The following is a 22261-nucleotide window of genomic DNA, read 5'->3' on the forward strand; positions in this document are numbered from 1 at the left end:
TTTTATCATATTATAAGAAAAACTATAATAAAATTAAGTGAAATAATTTTTAGGAGTACTAAATGAAATCAAAATTTTATAAAATTTGTACTATTATATCTGGAATAATTTTTATTTTTTTCTTATGTCTTAGATGTTCAATATACCACTTTAGTCCAAAAGATGTAAAAGAAAATATAAAATTTTTATCATCAACAAAATTTAATGGAAGGCTTTGTGGTACTTTAGAAAATGAATTAGTATCAAATTACGTATCTGATGAATTTGAAAAATTAAATCTTGTTCCACTTAGTAAAACTTACAAAGAAGGCTTTCAAGTTATTGCACCATTAAAAAATGATAATAAACCTTTGTTAGAACTAAAGAAAGACAATAAAACAATAAAGAAATTCGATTATGGAAAAGATTTTAAAGAAGATATGCTTAATTTTAAAACTTCTGAAATAAATTTATCCTCTGAAGATAATTTAAACATATTTCCATCATCAATTTCGTTTAAAAAAAATAATGAACTTTTTTTGCTATATGTAAGTAAGGAAGATAACTTTAAATTCAGAAGTTCCTTTGTTTATGAATCTCCTGTATCTTTTGCAATAGCAATTACTGAAGATACATATGAAAAAATAATTAATAGTATAAAAAATGGTGCTGAAATATCAATATCTCTTCCTTATAAACTAATTAAAACAGAGGTATTTAATGTTGTTTCCAAAATTGAAGGTAGAGATCCTAAAAAGCCTCCATTAATCTTAACAGCCCATTTTGATCATATGGGACTTGATTGTTTAAACAATATATACTGTGGGGCATTAGACAATGCATCTGGAACATCCTTTTTAATTGAGCTTGCAAAATATTTATCATCTCTTCCAAAACCTGATAGAGATATTATTTTTGTAGCTTTAAATGGAGAAGAATTTGGACTTATTGGTTCTAATGAATTTGCCTCAAAATATAAATCAATTCTAAAAGGTGCAGAGGTTATAAATTTTGATATGATTGGTGCAGATAACTTTCCTATAACTTTTATGAGAGGACAAAATTCTCAAAATAAAGAATCACCTCTTCTTAATTCTCTCCAATCCATCTGTAAAAACCTAAAATTAGATTTTAATGTTAAATATGAAGATTCAAGTGATCATGCTAGTTTTAATAATAACGGCTTTGACTCTTTAACAATTTCTCATGGCGATGTATCCAAAATACATACACCATTAGATACTGTAGAATTCATTTCAGAGGATGCTATTGCTAGAGCATATACTTTATGTGATAGTTATATAATTGATAGTATTTATAATCCTTTTATAAAAATATTGTTAAATAATAATATACATGCTCTTTCTTTTATTATCTTTCTAATATTTATTAGTTATCCTGTATTAAAAAAAATAGATAATCACAAAAAATCATCTTAATTTTAAATTTAGCTATGTTTTTAACTAATTTTAGTTTTAGTTAAAAGCATAGTTTTATATTCAAATAAACTTTTATATTAAATATTTAATAAAAATATAGGAATAATAGAAATGTTAATATATAATGTATTTATTATATTTAAAAAAGGTGCAAAAGAAATGACTAGAGAAACACATTCATCAGGTGGATTTTTAATTGCTCTTACTACTTTAAATCCATTTATAGAAAAATTTTTAATAGGATTTAATAAAAGTTATATATTACTATTAATGTTTGTATATTTATACTCATGTCATATCGGTTCATTTTCTCCAGATATAGATATGAAAAGTTCATATATAAGCAAACGTCACCCTTTACTTTCAAAATATTTTGGAAGTAAATTTAAACATAGGGGATTTACCCATAGCTTATTGTTTTTAATAATATTATTTTTAATTTGTAAAATTCTAATAACTAAAACTAATGAAAATGTGCTAGTTATAACAATTTGTTATGGTTTTTTAGTAGGTTATATATCTCATTTAATATTAGATTTAATTACAAAGGAAGGTATAGAATTACTTTATCCAATTAAGTTTAATTTTAAAATATTTTTTATAAAAACTAATTCTAATGGAGAAAAATATTTTAATAAAGTCTTAAAACTATTTATATTCGTTTTAGTAATATATAATATTTTTATATTATCAAAAAATTTATTTAATTTTGATATAGTAACCTATCTTAATTTAAATAAATTCATAAAATAATATCATAATAAAAAATTCAATCTTATTTATTTTGTCAATTAAAACACCATTTTATTGTATAAAAAAGGACTATATAAAATACTATATAGTCCTTTTATTATAATATTATGAATTTAATTCATTCTTTTTCATTCTTTCTCTCTCTGCAAGTTTAGGCATTATTAATCCTAATCCTACTAGAACAAAAGGAGTAATTATATTTAAAACTAATTGGAATGTATTTTTTGAATACATACCTCCAATACAAGCAAATGCTGTAAAGAAGAAGCACCATGCACCTAAAATAATTCCTAATGTTTTGCTCTTTGTAAAACGATATTCAGCATGGAATTTTTCTCCAGCTTTCTTTAATGCAATATAAGCTACGAATACCCATAAATAACGTAATGGCATACATACTGCATTTAATTTTACTAGCCATCTAACTATTGCATCAACATTTCCTATACCAAATGCTGGAATTATAATTAATATAGATACAACTACACCTATTAACTTGTTACCATTTTTAAAAGAACCATGTTCATTTTTTTCAAATAACTTTTCAGGTATAAATCTCTTATCAGTAGTTTCAAGTAAAATACGTAAAGGTGCATCAATAGATAATATTAAAGTAGATATTTGTCCAATAACATTTGTAATTGCATATATTACAACAAAAGTATTTCCTACATTGTAGTACTCTCCTAATCTTTGGAAAGCATAATAAGCACCGTTAGTCAATAAGTCTTTAGGTACATTATCTGAACTAAACATCATTCCTAGTGATATAGTTCCTAATATAGCACATACTGCAACCATAATTGCAAGTACAATCATACCTTTTGGGAAATTTCTTTCAGGATCTTTCATTTTATTTACATATGGTGAAATTTTTTCACATCCACCAACTGCAAATACTAATATAGATAAGCTTGTAAAATATTTAACATCAAATGTTGGTAAAAAAGTTTTAAATGACCAATCAATATTTAATAATTTAGCATCTGTAATAGCAGGTGCAGCTATCATAAGTATAATAAATAATATTGACATAACAAACATTGATGTACCAGCTATTGTTGTTATCTTTTTAAGCGGCTTAATACCTCTTGAAGCTACCCAAAGTCCTATTAAGAATATTATTAAACATAATAATTGCAATAACTTAGGATTCAGACTACTTACTGTATTATTTTGGAATATAGTCCAGCATCCAGCAATGATTGCCCCTTGAGGTTTTTGTGAAATATATGGAAGATGAACAACCCAATAAGTCCAACCAGCATAATATGCAAGCTTAGGTCCAATTGTTTCATCAATCCATGAACTTACACCACCACCTAAATCTTTAAATGCAGAGCCAAGTTCTCCTACCATTAATGTGTAAGGAACAAAATAAATAGCAAAAATTAGAACCCATGATACAATAGCTTTTAGCCCACCAAACTCTGAGAATCCGTTAACTACATTACCAAATCCCCATACAGCTGAAAAAGCCATAAAAGCTAGGCTATACCACATTATTTTTTTACTACCTTTATTGTCATTCATGTGTATATCTCCCCTTTGTTTTTAAATTTCAATCTGCTAAATTAATATATTTTTACAGTTTTAATATTTGAAAATATACTAAAAATTCATTTAATAGGTTAATCAAAAATATTAATTATAATAAAATCTAAGTTAGATGGAAACTTAGTTATTTATTATTTTTAAGTACATCAACTTAAACAAAGGGTTTATAAATTATTTCAATCAATATTTAACTACTAATTAATATCTTCAATTAACCTACAAATGAACTTTTAAATAATGAATATATAATTTCTTTAATATTTTAAATATTTATTAAATTAACAGATTTAAAATACAATGTACTTGTACACTAAGTTTAATATAAACTATACTCTTAGTCAATAATTCCTATATATTATACATAGTAGTATTAATATATATATATTTAAGATAAATATTATTTTTTCTAATAAAAAATTAGGATATGATAAAAATATCATACCCTAATTAATTATTCATTAATATCATTTTCAAATTATCTGAATTTTCTTAAAAAAGATAATTTTGCTAAAAAACTTTAATATAATTCTCTCTAACTTTTTATTAATACTTATTAAAATAAACAAACTTTCAAACATTTTATATGATTTTTAAACATTTAACTCACTAGAAAGATAAGCATTTATAAATAAATCTATATCTCCATCCATTACACTCTGAACATTTGAAGTTTCTTGTAAAGTTCTATGGTCTTTAACCATATTATATGGATGAAATACATAAGATCTTATCTGACTTCCCCATCCCATATCTTTAAGTTCTCCTGTTAAATCTTCTATTCTTTCCTTATGAGCTCTTTCTTTTAATTCTATAAGTTTAGATTTAAGCATTTTCATTGCTGTATCTCTATTTGAAAATTGACTTCTTTCATTTTGACATTGAACAACTATTCCAGTTGGAATATGTGTTATTCTAACTGCTGATTCTGTTTTATTAACATGTTGTCCCCCTGCACCACTAGCTCTATAAGTATCTATCTTTAAGTCATCTGTTTTTATTTCTATATCTTGATTTGTTGTAAGTTCTGGAAGAACTTCTACAGATGCAAAGGATGTTTGCCTTTTTCCATTTGCATTATATGGAGATATTCTAACAAGTCTATGAATTCCCTTTTCAGCTTTTAAATATCCATATGCAAAATCACCCTTAATCATTAATGTTACATTTTTTATTCCTGCTTCATCACCTTCAATTAAATCTAAAGTTTCCACAGAAAATCCTTTTTTTTCTGCCCATCTTGTGTACATTCTTAATAACATTTCAGTCCAGTCATTTGCATCTGTTCCTCCAACTCCAACATGAAGTGTTAATATTGCATCATTTTTATCATATTCTCCTGATAAAAGTATTTCTATTTTATAATCATCCACTAACTTTTCTAAAGTTTTTGTTTCTAATATTATCTCATTTATTGAATCATAATCTTCTTCATCTGCTTCAATAAGATCTTTTAAAATTTCTATATCTTCTAATTTTCCTTCTATATCCTCAAACCTTTGAAGTTTTGATTGTAAAAATTTACTTTCTTTAGTTATCTCTTCAGCCTTTTTTATATTATCCCAAAAGCCTTCTTCTTGCATTTTTAAATCAAGTTCTTTAATTTGTTTTCTTAAAAAATCTTGGTCAAAGTGAAACCCTCATTTCATCTATTTTCACTTTCAAACTTGGAATTTTACTTAAAGCCTTTTCAAGCTCTATTCTCATATAATCACCTCTATATTAATTTTAATAGAGCATCGTTATAAACAAATAACGATGCTCACTTTAAATTTATAAACTTATTATTTTTTATAAATTAATTTTAACATAGTAATCTTATTTTAATTTATGTTAAACTTCTCTTCCACAACAATTTTTATATTTTTTTCCACTACCACATGGGCAAGGTTCATTTCTTCCAACAGTTTCTTTCTTTTTTATTGGTTGTTGTTTTTTAGATTCTTCTCCATTACCAGAATTTATATGAATAGCAGCTGTTTCTCTTACAACTCTTTCTCTTTCTTCTGGAGCTTTTTCCATTTGAACATGGAATAGGTATTTTACAGTGTCAACTTTGATTGCCTCTATCATTTCTTCAAACATTGCACTACCTTCCATTTGATATGCTTGAACTGGATCTTGTTGCTTAAATGCTCTAAGTCCTATTCCTTGCTTTAAGTGATCCATATTATCTATATGATCCATCCACTTCATATCAACATTTTTAAGAAGAACAACTCTTTCAATTTCTCTAAGTCTTTCTTCTCCAAACTCTTCTTCTTTTCCTTTATATATTTCTAATGCTATATTTATAAGCTTCTCTTTAATCTCATCATTAGAAAGATCAGTTAAGTCATCAATAGTTACTCTATTTGCAGGAATACAAATATCATCTAAATAAAGAATTAAATTTTTAAATTCTTTCTTATAATCTTCTTCCATTCCAGTAACGTGGGCATCAACTGCTTCACTTATTACTTCTTTAATCATTTCTTCTATTTGTTCTTTTAGGTTCTCACCTTCAAGTACTTGACTTCTTTGCTTATAAATGACTTCTCTTTGCATATTCATAACATCATCATAACCTAAAAGATTTTTTCTTATATCAAAGTTATGACCTTCAACTTTCTTTTGAGCACTTTCTATTGATTTAGTAATTATTTTACTTTCAATAGCATCATCTTCATCTAAGCCCAATTTATCAACCATAGCATGTGTTTTTTCTGACATAAATATTCTCATTAAATCATCTTCTAATGAAATAAAGAAAGTTGATTCTCCAACGTCTCCTTGTCTACCAGAACGTCCTCTAAGCTGATTGTCTATTCTTCTTGACTCATGTCTTTCTGTTCCAATTATTTTAAGACCACCAGTTTCAATTGCTCCTTCTCCAAGTTTAATATCAGTACCTCTACCTGCCATGTTTGTTGCAATAGTTACTGCTCCAACTTCTCCTGCATCTGCTATTATTTCTGCCTCTTGTTCATGATATTTGGCATTTAATACTTTATGCTTTATTCCTTTTTTCTTTAATAAAGCTGATATTATCTCTGATTTTTCAATACTTGCAGTACCTACTAAAACTGGTTGACCTTTATCATGTGATTTCTTTATTTCTTCAACTATAGCCTTATATTTTCCTTTTGCAGTTTTATATACAATATCATGATTATCTACTCTTTGTATTGGTTTATGTGTAGGAATAACTATAACATCTAATCCATAAATTTCTCTAAATTCATTTTCTTCTGTTAAAGCTGTTCCTGTCATACCAGATAATTTGTTATACATTCTAAAATAATTTTGGAAAGTTATTGTAGCCAAAGTTTTTGATTCTCTTGCAATCTTAACTCCTTCTTTTGCTTCAATAGCTTGGTGAAGACCATCTGAATATCTTCTTCCTTCCATAAGTCTTCCTGTAAACTCATCAACTATTATAACTTCTCCATCTTTAACCATATAGTCTTTATCAAGTTTCATTACATAGTTAGCTTTTAATGCTTGAGTTACATAATGTTGAAGTTGCATATTTTCAGCATCTGCATAGTTTTCAACCTTAAAGGCCTTTTCTGCCTTTTCTATTCCTTTTTCTGTAAGCATTGCAGCATTTGCCTTTTCATCAATTGTATAGTCTTCCTCTGCAACTAATGTTTTTACAAAGTAATCTGCAACCTTATAAAATTCTGTAGATTTCTCTCCAGCTCCTGAAATTATAAGAGGCGTTCTAGCTTCATCAATTAATATTGAGTCAACCTCATCCACTATAACAAAGTTTAATCCTCTTTGAACTCTTTCTTCTTTATAAACAACCATGTTATCTCTTAAATAATCAAATCCAAATTCATTATTTGTTCCATAAGTTATATCCGCGTTATAAGCTTCTCTTCTTTGATCATTATTTAGATCATGAACAATAACTCCAGTTTTTAATCCTAGGAATTCATATATATTATTCATCCAGTCTCTATCTCTTGAAGCTAGATAATCATTAACTGTTATTACATGGACACCTTCTCCTGATAAAGCATTTAAATAAGCAGGTAATGTTGCAACTAATGTTTTACCTTCCCCTGTTTTCATTTCTGCAATTCTTCCTTGGTGAAGAACTATACCTCCTATTAACTGTTCTCTATAAGGCTTCATTTGTAATGTTCTCCATGAAGCTTCTCTTACAACAGCAAATGCTTCAACAAGTAAATCATCTAATGTTTCTCCATTTTTATATCTTTCTTTAAACTCTTCTGTCTTACCCTTTAATTCTTCATCACTAAGCTTAGCCATTGCTGAATCTAGATTTTCTATCTTATCAACTAATGGTTTTATTCTCTTAACTTCTCTTTCGCTATATGTGCCAAATAAAGCTTTAAATATTCCCATATTTTCATCCTTTCAAATGCTATAAAATTAATAAGCATCTTTTCTTTATATCTCAGTATACATTTATAAATTATACCATTTTTAATTAATATATTTCAACTTTATCACAATTTTATTACGTTTATACTTATTTTCTCTATATTATATTTTTAACATTTATATAAAATATAATCTATATATTAAAATAAAAACTCCATAAAGTATATGAAAAATCATTGTCTTTATGGAGTCATAAATTCTTATTTAATTTTTATTTGTAATCTGGTTCTAGTAAACCATAATCTCCGTCTTTTCTCTTGTATAATACACTTATATTATTTGTGTCTGCATCTTTATAAACGAAGAAATTATGTCCTATAAGCTCCATTTGCAAAATTGCTTCATCAACATTCATTGGTTTTACAGCAAATTTCTTTGTCTTAACTAGTTTTCCTTCATTTTCTTCTATAACATCATCTGCTGCAAGTTCTGCAAATCTTAATGAATTATTTTGTCTCTTAGAAAGCTTTGTTCTTTGCTTCCTAATTTGTCTAACTAATTTTTCTTCTACTTTATCTATAGATTTATACATATCATCTGTTATCTCTTCTGCCCTTAATAGCACTCCATTAAATGGAATTGCCACTTCTACTCTATGTCTATTTTTTTGTACAGACAATGTTGCCTTAGCACTTACATTGTTTTCAAAGTATTTATCAAGCTTTGAAACCTTTTTTTCTACCATTTCTTTTAAAGCAGGAGTTAATTCCATATTTTTTGTTACAACTGTTACCTTCATAAGTCCAGCCCCTCTCATATGTTCTAAGTTTAACTTAGAAGATTTCAAATGATTTGTTTATCTATTTCTTATTTCTATTGTACTCCTTTTCACAGTAAAACACAAGATTAATTTATACTATATAAATATAATAAAAAAGACCCTAAAATTTAGCGTCTTTTTTTGAAAAGTTAGCTGACCTGATTTTTGCCCCCACACTCGCCTACTGGAGATTTCGCTACCCGGAATTACCCTCTCACTACTAACCCTCTCAAGTTTAATTATCTTGGTAGGACTTACTTCTATACCGCACCATGCTCACTAGAATCTTTGCCTAGCTTAAGTGGATCGTTTTGCCTGCGACTAGCATCGACTTTCAACCACAGACCTAACTTTACAATAATATTATATACGACTTTTAGCAATAGTCAATATTTTTATTTCTAATGCTCCATTTTCCTTTAATACTTTTACTCCTTCTTTTAAAGTAGCACCTGTTGTAACTACATCATCTATAAGTATAAATTTATTTCCTTTTATTAATTGTAAGTTAGTAATACCAAAAGAATTTTTAATATTTTCTATTCTTTCACTTTTACTTAATTCCTTTTGTACTTTAGTTTCTTTTATTTTTATTAATGTATTATCACATCTTAAATCTAATTTTCTAGAAAGTTTTTTTGCTATGTATTCACATTGATTAAAGCCTCTTTTTCTTTTAGACTTTTTCCCAATTGGAATATAAGTTAATATATAATCTTTATCTATGTGATTAATTTTTGATTCAAGCATATTAACTAATATTTCTCCTGCTAAAAAATCTTTTTTAAATTTAAAAAGATGTATTAATTCTTTAAGGACGCCACTATAATATCCGTAATACTCTTCCTCTTCACAAAGTTTTATAGATTTTATACAAGACTTACATATTCCTTCTTCTTCATATCCACATATTATGCAATGTGGAGGATTTGGGAATATAATTTCTAATATACAATCTATTAAATAATTTATTCTTTTTAATAGCTTTCCTCCCATAGTATTTTATTAAAACTCCTAGTTACATTACGTGCTATTTCTATATTTTCTGTTTCTTCATTACAAACTAAGATTACTTCTGAAAATTCATTAAGATTTTTACAAACCTTACTACACATAAATATAATTTTTTTATAATCAATATTTTTATTATCAGCAGATAATACAATTATTCCATGAATATTTGGAGTTTTTAAAACCTCCTCTATATTATTTGTTATTAAAAATATTGACTTCTCTCTAAAATTAAATACATTTTTATTTAATTTTTTATTTGATCCTCTAATTAATCTCACTTCTTTTAAGTTTATTTTATTGTCATAATAATCATATACTTTATTAATATCCTCTTTATTCGGTACATAAGTTATTACATTCTTTTTATTATTTTTAAACCACTTTATATATTCATACAATACATAAGGTATATCTGAATTTAAATTTATTCTAGTCATTATTAATCTAGGTTCAACTAACATAGATCTATTTCCTATACTTAATGTGCTAATTACATTATTACAATTATCAATATTAATTGAAGAATAAAATATTATCTTTTTAGAAAAGTTTCTTAATTTATAAAATAAGGCTTCAAAATCATCTTTTGATAATTTTGAATAAAATGATATATCATCTACAATAATAAGGTCATAATTTTTATTTATGTTATATAAGTATTTAAAATTCATAAATATAAGATTCTTATTTAAATTATCCTCTCTTGTATATCCATAATAAATTTCTTTATTTATATGAGAAATAATACCTTTATCAATACTTTCATCTCCCCATATATATAAAACTTTTTTACTTTCATCAGAAAAAACTTCTTCTAATATATCATAAAAAATCTCATTACTATCAAGAGGTCTCCCTAAAACAGTCAATAACTCATCTTTACAATAAAAAAAATTACTTATTTTCTTTTTTAAATAAATTAACTCTTTATTAATTGAGTTATCCACATAATCAACTCCTAAATTTACTTTTCTATAATATCTTTTGTTATAATATCCTTTATTCTATATTGAAGAGCAGAATATCTTTCCATACTTCTAGTATTGCTAACCATATATTTTAGTGCCTTTGGCATTCCAACTACTACAACTAAACTTTTTGCTCTAGTTATTCCTGTATATAAAAGATTTCTGTTCATAAGAAATGGCGATCCCATAAATGCAGGTATTATTATTACTTTAAACTCACTACCTTGGCTTTTATGAATTGTTATAGCATAGGCTAATTCTAATTCATCTAAATAAATATAATCATACTTTACTCTTCTCTCATCATCAAATATTACAGTTACAATTTTTTCTTCTTCATCTATACTTTCTATAAAGCCCATATCTCCATTGAAAACTCCAACACCTTCAGGTTCCCCCTCACCAGAAATTCTAGTCCATTTAAGAGAATAGTTATTTTTAGTCTGCATAACTTTATCCCCTTCTCTAAAAATCATTTCCTTAACTTTTTTTTCTTTTTTATAGTTTGCAGGAGGATTTAATACATTTTGAATACTTTCATTCATGTTAAGTACTCCTAAAGTTCCTTTTCTCATAGGTGTAAGTAACTGAATATCTCTTAATTTATCCCAATCTTTATTAAAGGTTGGAAGCCTTCTATTAATTAAATCTATTATTGTTGTAAGTATTTCATCTTGAGAATCTTCCTTTATAAAATAAAAATCATTTCCCTTTTTATTAAGATAAGGCATTTCTCCATTATTAATTCTATGGGCATTAACTGTTATTAAACTTTCAGATCCTTGTCTAAATATCTCTTTAAGCCTAACTACCTTTATTAAGTTACTATTTATTAGGTCTCGTAATACATTTCCAGGACCTACAGATGGTAATTGATCTACATCCCCAACTATTATAAGCCTAGTCCCTAATTTTATTGCCTTTAAAAGATTATGCATTAATATTATATCAATCATTGATGCCTCATCTATTATTACAACATCAGCTTCTAGTGGATCTTTATCACCTTTACCAAAAATGGACTTTTCCTCTTCATCACTCGAAACTCCCATATCAAGAAGTCTGTGTATTGTTTTAGCTTCTCTTCCTGTAGATTCAGTCATTCTTTTTGCTGCTCTTCCTGTTGGTGCTCCAAGTAAAACCTTCATTCCATTTTTTTCATATATATCTATAATACATTTTATTATTGTTGTTTTACCTGTTCCTGGACCTCCAGTTATAATCTCTATCCCCTCTGAAAAAGCAGCTAAAATTGCTTCTTTTTGTGATTTTGCTAATTGTATATTGTACTTTTTTTCAAATAATTCTATTTCATTTTCTACATCTGTATTTATTGTTCTAAAATTTTCTATTCCAAGAGTTATTATTTTATTTGTTATACCAAGTTCACAATAATAATATGGAAGAGTAAAAATTCCATCTTCATCTTGAACTTTTTCACCTATAATTCTTCCCTCTAAAATAGCATTATATATATTTTCCTCAATTATTTTTTTATCTACTACTAAAGTGTCACAGGCTTCTGCTATAAGTTTTTCCTTTGGCATATATGTATTTCCTGCAGCACAAAATCTATTTATAACATACTCTATACCACTTTTCACTCTAAAAGGAGATACTGCCTCTACGCCTAAACTCATAGCTATTTTATCTGCTGTTTTAAAACCTATTCCTGATATTTCTTTGCATAATATGTAAGGATTTTCTGAAACTATATTTTTAGCTTCACTTCCAAATTTTTTATATATTTTTAAACATTGATTATTACTAACTCCATGAGATTGAAAAAACATTATTATATCTTTTAAGTCCTTTTGTTCTATATAAGACTCATATATTATTCCAAATTTCTTTTTTCCTATACCATCAACTTCCATAAGCCTTTCTATATTATTTTCCATAATATTAAATGTATCTTCACCAAAATGATTAACTATTTTTTTTGCAGTTACAGGTCCAATACCATATATTACTCCCGCACTTAAATATTTTTCAATCGCTTCTACTGAAGTTGGAAGTATTTCCTCAAATTCTTCTATTTTAAACTGCTTTCCAAATTGTTTATGAACTATCCACTCACCTTTTAATTTTACATTTTGGCCTTCCTTAATAAAAGGAACTGTTCCAACTGCTGTAATTGTTTCTTTATTAAAATTTATTTTTGAAACTGTATAACCAGTATCATCACTTCTAAAAACAATAGCTTCAACAAAGCCAATAATGTTTTCCATATTATCTCTCCAAACCTTACATTTTTTAATTTTAACTATATACTTTTAAAATATATAATATATAATTATATCATAGAAGATTAAATATATAATTTTATGTAGAGTATTTTTGAAACAAATTTAAAGGAGGAAATTTTTATATGTTAATAACTAACTGTAATATAATTTTTCTTGATAGAATTGAAAAAGGTTCTGTCTTTATTGAAAACGGTAAGATAAAAGAAATAAACCCTAAAAGTGTAAATGATAATGAAGTAATAGATGCAAAAGGAATGTATCTTTCACCTGGATTTATAGATGTTCATATTCATGGAGCAAGTGGTTATGATACAATGGATGGAACAAAAGAAGCTATAAATGAAATAGCTAAAACAATATGCAAATTTGGTACAACTTCCTTTACACCAACTACAATGACTGTAGCTGTAGAAGATATTAGAAAATCAATGGAAGTTATAAAAAATGCTAAGCTTAATGGTACAGATGGTGCAAACGTATTAGGTGCTCATCTTGAGGGACCATTTATAAATGAAAACGCTATTGGAGCTCAAAACCCTAAGTTTATAGAGGCTCCTTCAATAGAAACTTACAAAAAAATGGTTGGAGATTGTGAAGATGCTGTAGTTTCAATAACAATTGCTCCTGAAGTAGAAGGTGCAAAGGAACTTATTGAATATTTAAGTAATAAAGGAGTTCTTTGTTCTATTGGACACACTAAAGCAACTTATGAAGAAGCTATTGAAGGAATTAAATGTGGATGTTCACATTCAACTCACCTTTTTAATGCTATGACTCCTCTTCATCACAGAAATCCTGGAGTTGTTGGTGCTACCTTTGATTCAGATATAACAACTGAAACTATTTCAGATGGAATTCACATTGCATATCCAGCACTTAGAATTGCTTACAAACAAAAAGGAACTGATAAAGTGCTTTTAGTAACTGATGCAATGATGGCCTGTGGAATGCCAAATGGTGTTTATTCATTAGGAGGTCAAGAAGTAAATGTTGTAGATGGTGCAGCAAGAATTTCAACTGGATCTCTTGCAGGTTCAATATTAACTCTTGATAAGGCTGTTAGAAATGTATATAACAATACAGATTATCCATTATACGAAGTAGTTAAAATGGCAAGTTTTAATGGTGCTAAACATTGTAAAGTTGAAGATAGAAAAGGACTTATTAAAGAAGGCTATGATGCTGATTTAGTAATTTTTGATAATGATATAAATGTAAAGAAAGTTATAATAAATGGAAAAATAGTTCACGAAGCTTAATTTATAATAAATTATACTTTCCTAAAAAAGTATTCATATTTATTTAATGACTTTACACAACAAAAAAAGATACCAAATTAATGGTATCTTTTTTATTTATTTAATATTATGCATTTTCTTTTAATGGTTTCTTTAATATAGCTAGTAAGAACATTCCAACTATAGAACCTACACCTAATGCTATAAGGTATCCTAAAGGATTTCCTATAACCGGTACTACAAATATTCCACCATGTGGTGCTCTAAGTGAACATCCAAACATCATTGAAAGTCCTCCAGCTACTGCTGATCCAACTACACAAGCTGGTATTACTCTAAGTGGATCTGATGCTGCAAATGGTATAGCACCTTCTGTTATAAATGATAATCCCATAATGTAATTTGTAATACCTGATTGTCTTTCTCTCTTTGTAAATCTGTTTTTAAAGAATGTTGTACATAAAGCTATTGCAAGTGGTGGAACCATACCTCCAACCATTACTGCTGCCATTATATCAAATTGACCACTAGCAAGTCCTGCTGTACCAAATACATAAGCTGCTTTGTTTATAGGACCTCCCATATCAACTGCCATCATTCCACCAAGTATTATTCCTAGTACAACTTTACTGCTTTCACCCATTGAGTTTAAAGTATTAGTTAATCCAGCATTTATAGCTGATACTGGAGGATTAATTACAAAAATTATAATTGCACCAATTAAAAGTATTCCAAAGAAAGGATATAATAAAACTGGTTTTAAACCTTCTAAATCTTGTGGTAATTTACTAAATATTTTCTTTAATAAAAGAACTAAATATCCAGCAATAAATCCTGCAAGTAATGCACCTAAAAATCCTGAACCACCTTGGTTTGCAAGCATACCCCCAACAAAACCTACTGCAAGTGCTGGTCTATCACCAATACTCATAGCAATGTATCCAGATAATACTGGTAACATAAATCCAAATGCTGTTCCACCAACTGTTTTTAAGAATGCTGCAAATGGTGTGTTCATACCAAAGTTTGCTGGGTTTATACTATAATCATCAAATAAGAATGCTAATGCTATAAGTATTCCTCCACCTATAACAAATGGTAACATATGAGATACACCATTCATTAAGTGCTTGTATATTATATGACCTACTCCTTCTTTTTCTATGCTTTCATCTCCACCTTGACTTTGTCCATCAGCATGATATATTGGAGCTTTTCCACTTGTTGCTTCTTCAATAAGTTCTTGTGCCTTATGAATTCCATTTGCAACTTTAGTCTTTATTAATCTTTTTCCATCAAATCTTGCCATATCAACATTTTTATCTGCTGCTATTATTATACACTCTGCCTTTTCTATTTCTTCTTTAGTTAAAACATTTTTAGCTCCACCAGAACCATTTGTTTCAACCTTTATTGAAATTCCCATTTGTTTAGCTTTTTCTTCTAAACTTTCAGCAGCCATATAAGTATGAGCTATTCCTGTAGGACAAGCTGTAACTGCTAATACTCTATAGCCTTCTTCATTTTTTTCTTCGATTTTTTCTGTTTCAAACTTTTCTTTTTCTTTTTCATCTATAAGTTTTAAATATTCTTCTTTACTATTTGCATTAATAAGTTTATTTCTAAAATCTTCATCCATTAATATAGTTGATAATCTAGCAAGTACATCAAGATGTAAATTATTAGCTTCCTCTGGTGCAGCTATCATAAAGAATAATTTAGCTGGTTGCCCATCTAATGAGTCAAAATCAATACCATCTCTTACAACTATTGAACTAAGGCCTGCTTTTTTTACTGCCTTTGATTTTCCATGAGGTATAGCTATTCCATCTCCTATACCTGTTGTACTTAATTCTTCCCTTTTAAGTACAGCTTCTTTATAAACTTCTTTGTCAGATAAGTTTCCCTCCTTATCCATAAGATCAACTAATTTATTTAAAGCTTCTTCTTTTGAATTTACTTTTGAGTTTAATTCAATTCCTTCTTTTTTTAAAAGGTCTATAATACGCATATCTTTCCCTCCTATTTTTTTAACCTATCATTTCAAGTATTTCAAATACTTTTTCTTTAGTAGCTAAATCTTCTGAAAAAGCACTGGCACTCCCTGTTGCTATTCCAAATTTTAGGGCATCTTTATAATCATTTTTCATAATATACCCTGCAACGAAACCTGCAACCATTGAGTCCCCTGCTCCTACAGAATTTTTAACTTCTCCTTTCGGAGCTTTATGTCTTAAGACTTCACCATTTTCATTTATTAATATAGCTCCATCTCCAGCCATTGATATAAGAACATTTAAAGCCCCCATATCTTGTAGTTTTTTTGCGTAATCAATAATTTCATTTTCTGAATTTATTGTTACTTTAAACATTTCTTCAAGTTCATGTTTATTAGGTTTAATTAAAAATGGGTTGTATTTTAATACATTTAGCAGTAAATCATTTGTTGCATCTACAACAACTTTTATTTTTTTATTGCTTAAGTATTTCATAATCTTTTCATACATATCTGATGGTAATGTATTTGGAATACTTCCAGCTAATACTAATATGTCACCATCTTTTATTTCATCTAATTTTTTATATAAATCCTCTATAGATTTTTCATCTATTATAGGACCTTGTGCATTTATTTCACTTTCTTCTTCACTTTTAAGCTTTACATTTATTCTTGAAAGACCTTCCTTCAATTTAATAAATTCTGCTCTACATCCTGATTTTTTTACTTTCTTTTCTATTTCTTCTCCAGTAAATCCAGCTATGAATCCAAAAGCCTTATTTTCTATCCCTAAATTTCCAAGGACTATTGAAACATTTATTCCTTTTCCACCTGGAAATATAGATTCTTCATAAGTTCTATTTACCATTCCTAAATCAAATTTTTTAACTTTCATTATGTAATCCAAAGAAGGATTAAAAGTCATAGTATATATCATTTTTAATTGTCCTCCAATATTTCTGCATATTCCTTAAACTCTTTATGTTTAAGATTTGTTGTTACTATTGTTGCTCTGTCTATTTCTGCAAATGTGACTGCTGATATATTATTAAATTTAGAGTCATCTGCAAGTATGTAAGCTTCATTGCTTCTATTTACAGCTTCTCTTTTTACTAATGCTTCTTTTATATCAGGGGTTGTAAATCCTGCGTTTTTATTTATTCCATTTGTTCCAAAAAAACCTTTAGTAAAATTATATTTTTTCAAACTATCTATAGCCTCAACTCCTATTATTGCTTCTGTAGATAATTTTAGCTCGCCACCTATTATATATACCTTGCATTTTTTTTGAATTAACTTCTTAGCGTGTACAATTCCATTTGTTATATATATTGCTCTATTTTCTGTTATGTAATCTATCATAAGTTCAGTTGTGGTTCCTGCATCTATATACACAAAATCATCTTCGTTTATAAGACTAGCTGCATATTTTGCTATTTTCTTTTTTTCATCTACATTTAGAGTTTGTCTTACAACTACTTCATCATCTTTAGTTGCATAAGTCATATTAATAGACTTTGCACCACCATGAACTTTTTTAAGCTTTTTCATTTTGTCCAAATGATTTAAATCTCTTCTTATTGTAGATTCAGAAGTATCTAACTCCTTTACAAGTTCTGTAACTGTAACTGTATTCTTTTCTTCCAAAAGTTTTAATATTCTTTCAAACCTTTCTTCTGATAACATTTACACCACCTCTTTAATTATATGATACAATCAATTCCATTCAAAGTCAATCATTTTCAATCAAAATAATTCATTTTTTATTTAATTTATTTTTCAATTAAATTATTACAATAAATATTTATATATTTTATAAATTAATTAATGATATACAAAAAAGCTCTAGACAAAAATTCATATGTGTCTAGAGCTTTTCACTATTTATTTAATTTTAAACTTTATAATATAAGTCTTATTATTTTTTTCTTTCAGTTACTAGTGTATTATTAAAATTACTATTCATTTTTTCAGAAATAAACGTATTATTGAAATAGTTACTCTTAGTACCAAAACCTTCTTCTACTGTTTTTAGTCCATCTCTTTCAATTAATGTCTTTTTATCTGAAAATAAATTAGTTCCAAGTCCTAATCTATCCCCTTGAATTTGAACTCCCATACTAGCTAATATAGTTGGATACATATCAACAGGAGAAAATTTTCTATACTTTGTATTATCGGTTGTAACTGCTGAATTAAGTATTAAATTATATATTGTTCTATGGTATGATTTATCAAAATCCTTAAAGAATTTCTTATCCATACTTAAATGATCTCCAGTTATTACAACAGTAGTATCTTTATAAAATGGTTGTTTTTGAATCCATTTTACAAACTTAACTGTTTCTTTTGTTGAATAAGCAATAACATTTGCGTAATGTGAATCATATTTTTTCTTTGCATGTTTTGATAAATACCCATCTGGGAAATGAGTATCTGCTGTTTCCATAGTAAAGTTAAATGGCTTTCCTTCCTTAGATAAACGAGTTATTTCATTCTTAGCAAACTCATATAATTTATCATCTTCAAATCCCCACCAAACATTATAATCCTGTGGTATTAATTTCTTATCTTTAGCTGCTTGGAAATCAAAAATATTAAAATTACCATGAGTTGTGAAGAAAGTATCTAATCCACCAAAACCAGCATATGCTCCAAACATTATTGTCTGATTATATCCTTGTGCCTTTAAAATATCTCCTATTGCAACTGCACCTGGTAAAAATGTACCTGATTTTCCATATGAGTTACCTCCCATAGGTATTTTAAGTGGAAGACCTGTACTCATATTAACCATAGATGCTACTGACCAACCAGAACCATATGTTTGATATGGTCCACCAAATTTGTCAGACTCTGAAAAATGGATACCTTCTTTAGATAAAGCTGTTAATTCTGGCATTAAGTTAGTGTTCATATAGCCACCTAAATCTTTAGACATATATGAATTTTCCATAGATTCTAAATAAATGTGAATTAAATTTCTCTTTTTAGCTGGAAAAGACATTTTTACATCACGTGGGCTAACATAATTATCCTTTATGTAAGGTGAATCTTTAACATATGCTGCATAAACTTCTTGTAGACTTAATTTTTTAATACCATATGATACTCCCCCTACAAAGAATATGCAAGAAAGTACAAACATTATTATTCTTAAATATTTTTGATTTAATATTTTTCTTTTTATATTATTAATATTTAAAAATATTTCATAATGGAAATTTAAAAATATTAGAAATATTACTAATGTAGCTATAATAGAAAATACTGGTGACATCATAATTTCCATATACATTCCAGAAGCTGTACCTTTTATTGGTGAGTTTAAATTGAATAAAAATTGTTCTGGAGTCATCTGTCCAAAATAATCTATAAACCAATTTGAAAAGCATATAAAAATCATTCCTATTACAAAAAATAAAATTGATATTATTTTAATTAATATAACTTTCCAACTACTTTTGTCTTTTGAAGGAGCAAATGTAACTTTAGAATTAACAACCCCTTTTATAAATAGATATATTATCCCGCATATTAATGCAAAAATAATATATTTAATGGAAAATGTAACTGTATACATTGAATACTTAAGAATATTCTTTTTTTCAAAAATAAATTTTAATATACTTAATGTTACTATATTAAATAACACTATATATATTAATAAGTTCTTTATAACAGATAAAAAATTTTTCTTCTTTTCAAAGAAAATATAATTTGCAAAAGCTATTATAACTCCTACAATTAAGTAGCTTATTATTTGCATAAAATCCCCCCATAAAATAATAGTTTATTATCATTGTAAAATCTAAATATATTTATAAATTTCAATAAAATAAATTATATTTAATAATAATAATTTTGATTATCTATTAATAAGTTTATTAAAAAAAACACTATATTTCCCTGAAAAAGTTTTATAAAAGTTATTTATTATCAACTTATAAATTCATTTAAATAAACATGTAGATTTTACAATAGTAATATAATATCATATTTTTTTATAATATAAAACTTATTATAAAATGATTTTTAACCGTAGTATTAAATTTTAATTTAACCAAAAAGAGTGCGGATTTTTCCACACTCTTAAATGTATAAAATATATTTTTGTTATATTATAATAATTTTTTAATTTCTTCTACTTTGTTTAATTCTTCCCATGGAAGCTTAACATCTGTTCTTCCAAAATGTCCATAAGCTGCTGTTTGCTTATATATTGGTCTTCTTAAGTCTAAATCTCTTATTATAGCTCCTGGTCTTAAATCAAATATTTTTTCAACTATATTTACTATAGTTTCTTCATCAATTTTTCCTGTTCCAAATGTATCTACTTGAATTGATACTGGCTTTGCAACTCCAATAGCGTAAGCTAATTGTATTTCTAATTTATCTGCTACTCCTGCTGCTACTAAGTTTTTAGCAACCCATCTTGCTGCATATGCTGCTGATCTATCAACTTTTGTTGCATCTTTTCCTGAGAATGCTCCACCACCGTGTCTTCCCATTCCACCATATGTATCAACTATTATTTTTCTTCCTGTTAATCCACTATCTCCTTGTGGTCCACCAACAACAAATCTTCCAGTTGGATTTATAAAGTACTTTGTATTTTCATCTAATAATTCTGCTGGAATTACAGCCTTTATAACATGTTCTTTTAAATCCTTTTGAATTTGTTCTAAAGTTGCACATTCATCATGTTGAGTTGAAATTACTATAGTATCAATTCTCTTTGGCATATCATTTTCGTATTCAACTGTAACTTGAGTCTTTCCATCTGGTCTTAAATACTCTAAGGTTCCATTTTTTCTTACTTCTGTAAGTCTTCTTGAAAGTCTGTGTGCCATTGCTATTGGAGTTGGCATAAATTCTTCTGTTTCATTAGTAGCATATCCAAACATCATACCTTGATCTCCAGCACCTACTGCTTCAACTTCATCCTTTTCTCCTTGTTTTGACTCAAGTGCCTCATCAACACCCATAGCTATATCTCTTGATTGTTCATCAATTGTTGTCATTACTGAACATGTATCACAATCAAAACCATATTTTGCTCTGTCATATCCTATTTCTCTTATTGTTTCTCTAACAACTTTAGGTATGTCAACATAACAATTAGTTGAAATCTCTCCCATAACCATTACCATACCAGTTGTTGTGCATGTTTCACAAGCAACTCTCGCATTAGGATCTTTTTCTAATATAGCATCTAAAACTGAATCTGAAATTTGATCACAGATTTTATCTGGATGTCCTTCAGTAACTGACTCTGATGTAAATAATCTTTTCATTTTCATTTCTCCTTCCAAATTTCTTTTGTTTTTTTGCAATAAAAAAACTCTTCGATAAGAAGAGATTGTGTTCTAATCTTTCTTATCTTGTAGATTATTCTACTGGAATTAGCACCACACACAATAACTTCACAAAAGCTATTTGTAGGTTGCTGGGTTTCAAAGGGCCGTCTCCCTCCACCTCTCTTGATAAGAGTTTATAATTATTTAATTTATGTAAAACATTTTAGCATATATAAATTTCATAGTCAACATGTTTTTATTAATGTAAAAGTATACTTTATTATTTTTAATAATTTTTTAAATAATAAAAAAAGCATTAAGAAAATCTTAATGCAATGGTGGTGGAGGAAGGATTCGAACCTTCGAAGTCAACTGACAACAGATTTACAGTCTGCCCCCTTTGGCCACTCGGGAACTCCACCTTATTTTTTTGGAGCTGATGATCGGACTTGAACCGATAACCTGCTGATTACAAGTCAGCTGCTCTGCCAATTGAGCCACATCAGCTTATATTTTTTTAAAGTTTGTGGTGGGCACAACAGGGTTCGAACCTGTGACCCCCTGCTTGTAAGGCAGGTGCTCTCCCAGCTGAGCTATGCGCCCACAAAAA

General features: G+C 27.5%; 15 protein-coding genes, 3 tRNA genes and 1 riboswitch. Of the genes, 3 read left to right on the plus strand and 15 right to left on the minus strand.

Going from position 1 to position 22261, the window contains the following annotated elements; all coding sequences use genetic code 11:
* The first annotated feature begins 62 nt into the window (after positions 1 to 62).
* Positions 63 to 1418, plus strand: coding sequence for a M28 family metallopeptidase (locus tag J2Z53_RS10560; protein WP_209797458.1), 1356 nt, complete (start codon positions 63 to 65; stop codon positions 1416 to 1418).
* A gap of 111 nt (positions 1419 to 1529) precedes the next feature.
* Entirely contained in the window at positions 1530 to 2171 is a 642-nt protein-coding gene (locus tag J2Z53_RS10565; protein ID WP_234925842.1) for a metal-dependent hydrolase, read from the plus strand.
* 105 nt (positions 2172 to 2276) lie between these two features.
* Here the strand turns inward: J2Z53_RS10565 and J2Z53_RS10570 are convergent, their stop codons facing one another.
* The 7 genes from J2Z53_RS10570 to recD2 all read right to left on the minus strand — a co-directional run bounded on the left by J2Z53_RS10570 (position 2277) and on the right by recD2 (position 13096).
* Positions 2277 to 3704, minus strand: coding sequence for an amino acid permease (locus J2Z53_RS10570; protein WP_209797459.1), 1428 nt, complete (start codon positions 3702 to 3704; stop codon positions 2277 to 2279).
* A gap of 614 nt (positions 3705 to 4318) precedes the next feature.
* Positions 4319 to 5432, minus strand: a protein-coding gene (gene prfB, locus J2Z53_RS10575) for a peptide chain release factor 2 (protein WP_209797460.1) whose coding sequence is annotated in 2 segments (ribosomal slippage) — positions 4319 to 5365 and positions 5367 to 5432 — 1113 coding nt in all. Because the reading frame shifts where the segments join, the coding sequence is not laid out codon by codon here.
* A gap of 126 nt (positions 5433 to 5558) precedes the next feature.
* Complete coding sequence (secA, locus tag J2Z53_RS10580) at positions 5559 to 8084, minus strand: preprotein translocase subunit SecA (RefSeq protein WP_209797461.1); 2526 nt, start codon at positions 8082 to 8084, stop codon at positions 5559 to 5561.
* Positions 8085 to 8334: 250 nt separating this feature from the next.
* Positions 8335 to 8862 (minus strand): ribosome hibernation-promoting factor, HPF/YfiA family, encoded by a 528-nt coding sequence (gene hpf / locus J2Z53_RS10585; protein ID WP_209797478.1) that lies wholly within the window; start codon positions 8860 to 8862, stop codon positions 8335 to 8337.
* A 384-nt stretch (positions 8863 to 9246) separates the two neighbouring features.
* On the minus strand, positions 9247 to 9879 hold the full coding sequence (locus tag J2Z53_RS10590) for a ComF family protein (protein ID WP_209797462.1): 633 nt from the start codon (positions 9877 to 9879) through the stop codon (positions 9247 to 9249).
* The gene (locus tag J2Z53_RS10595) at positions 9861 to 10844 is read right to left on the minus strand and encodes a hypothetical protein (protein ID WP_209797463.1); all 984 of its coding nucleotides are present in this window, start codon (positions 10842 to 10844) and stop codon (positions 9861 to 9863) included. The genes J2Z53_RS10590 and J2Z53_RS10595 overlap by 19 nt, the downstream gene beginning before the upstream one ends.
* Before the next feature lie 17 nt (positions 10845 to 10861).
* The gene (recD2, locus tag J2Z53_RS10600; protein ID WP_209797464.1) at positions 10862 to 13096 is read right to left on the minus strand and encodes an SF1B family DNA helicase RecD2; all 2235 of its coding nucleotides are present in this window, start codon (positions 13094 to 13096) and stop codon (positions 10862 to 10864) included.
* A 140-nt stretch (positions 13097 to 13236) separates the two neighbouring features.
* Between recD2 and nagA the strand changes: the two genes are divergently transcribed.
* Positions 13237 to 14373, plus strand: a complete 1137-nt coding sequence (nagA, locus tag J2Z53_RS10605; protein WP_209797465.1) for an N-acetylglucosamine-6-phosphate deacetylase — start codon at positions 13237 to 13239, stop codon at positions 14371 to 14373.
* A 106-nt stretch (positions 14374 to 14479) separates the two neighbouring features.
* Here nagA and J2Z53_RS10610 read toward each other — a convergent pair whose 3' ends face one another.
* From J2Z53_RS10610 to J2Z53_RS10645, 8 genes are all read right to left on the minus strand, one after another.
* Positions 14480 to 16363, minus strand: coding sequence for a PTS fructose transporter subunit IIABC (locus tag J2Z53_RS10610; protein ID WP_209797466.1), 1884 nt, complete (start codon positions 16361 to 16363; stop codon positions 14480 to 14482).
* A 19-nt stretch (positions 16364 to 16382) separates the two neighbouring features.
* Positions 16383 to 17288 (minus strand): 1-phosphofructokinase, encoded by a 906-nt coding sequence (gene pfkB / locus J2Z53_RS10615; RefSeq protein ID WP_209797467.1) that lies wholly within the window; start codon positions 17286 to 17288, stop codon positions 16383 to 16385.
* A gap of 2 nt (positions 17289 to 17290) precedes the next feature.
* Entirely contained in the window at positions 17291 to 18037 is a 747-nt protein-coding gene (locus J2Z53_RS10620; protein WP_209797468.1) for a DeoR/GlpR family DNA-binding transcription regulator, read from the minus strand.
* A gap of 232 nt (positions 18038 to 18269) precedes the next feature.
* Positions 18270 to 20120 (minus strand): LTA synthase family protein, encoded by a 1851-nt coding sequence (locus J2Z53_RS10625; RefSeq protein ID WP_209797469.1) that lies wholly within the window; start codon positions 20118 to 20120, stop codon positions 18270 to 18272.
* A 352-nt stretch (positions 20121 to 20472) separates the two neighbouring features.
* Positions 20473 to 21648 (minus strand): methionine adenosyltransferase, encoded by a 1176-nt coding sequence (gene metK / locus J2Z53_RS10630; RefSeq protein ID WP_209797470.1) that lies wholly within the window; start codon positions 21646 to 21648, stop codon positions 20473 to 20475.
* 79 nt (positions 21649 to 21727) lie between these two features.
* Positions 21728 to 21844: riboswitch (SAM riboswitch) on the minus strand.
* A 143-nt stretch (positions 21845 to 21987) separates the two neighbouring features.
* Positions 21988 to 22073 (minus strand) — tRNA-Tyr (locus tag J2Z53_RS10635).
* A gap of 9 nt (positions 22074 to 22082) precedes the next feature.
* A tRNA-Thr gene (locus J2Z53_RS10640) sits at positions 22083 to 22158 on the minus strand.
* 20 nt (positions 22159 to 22178) lie between these two features.
* A tRNA-Val gene (locus J2Z53_RS10645) sits at positions 22179 to 22254 on the minus strand.
* Positions 22255 to 22261 lie beyond the last annotated feature (7 nt).

Source organism: Clostridium moniliforme (assembly GCF_017873235.1).
Taxonomy (GTDB): Bacteria; Bacillota; Clostridia; order Clostridiales; family Clostridiaceae; genus Clostridium; species Clostridium moniliforme.

What these genes read in the sequence shown, in the direction of transcription:
- J2Z53_RS10560 (WP_209797458.1), top strand. Translation starts at nt 63, where the DNA reads ATGAAATCAAAATTTTATAAAATTTGTACTATTATATCTGGAATAATT.
- J2Z53_RS10610 (WP_209797466.1), bottom strand. Translation starts at nt 16,363, where the DNA reads ATGCGTATTATAGACCTTTTAAAAAAAGAAGGAATTGAATTAAACTCA.
- J2Z53_RS10590 (WP_209797462.1), bottom strand. Translation starts at nt 9,879, where the DNA reads ATGGGAGGAAAGCTATTAAAAAGAATAAATTATTTAATAGATTGTATA.
- hpf (WP_209797478.1), bottom strand. Translation starts at nt 8,862, where the DNA reads ATGAAGGTAACAGTTGTAACAAAAAATATGGAATTAACTCCTGCTTTA.
- J2Z53_RS10570 (WP_209797459.1), bottom strand. Translation starts at nt 3,704, where the DNA reads ATGAATGACAATAAAGGTAGTAAAAAAATAATGTGGTATAGCCTAGCT.
- J2Z53_RS10620 (WP_209797468.1), bottom strand. Translation starts at nt 18,037, where the DNA reads ATGTTATCAGAAGAAAGGTTTGAAAGAATATTAAAACTTTTGGAAGAA.
- nagA (WP_209797465.1), top strand. Translation starts at nt 13,237, where the DNA reads ATGTTAATAACTAACTGTAATATAATTTTTCTTGATAGAATTGAAAAA.
- J2Z53_RS10565 (WP_234925842.1), top strand. Translation starts at nt 1,530, where the DNA reads ATGTTAATATATAATGTATTTATTATATTTAAAAAAGGTGCAAAAGAA.
- secA (WP_209797461.1), bottom strand. Translation starts at nt 8,084, where the DNA reads ATGGGAATATTTAAAGCTTTATTTGGCACATATAGCGAAAGAGAAGTT.
- pfkB (WP_209797467.1), bottom strand. Translation starts at nt 17,288, where the DNA reads ATGATATATACTATGACTTTTAATCCTTCTTTGGATTACATAATGAAA.
- J2Z53_RS10625 (WP_209797469.1), bottom strand. Translation starts at nt 20,120, where the DNA reads ATGCAAATAATAAGCTACTTAATTGTAGGAGTTATAATAGCTTTTGCA.
- metK (WP_209797470.1), bottom strand. Translation starts at nt 21,648, where the DNA reads ATGAAAAGATTATTTACATCAGAGTCAGTTACTGAAGGACATCCAGAT.
- recD2 (WP_209797464.1), bottom strand. Translation starts at nt 13,096, where the DNA reads ATGGAAAACATTATTGGCTTTGTTGAAGCTATTGTTTTTAGAAGTGAT.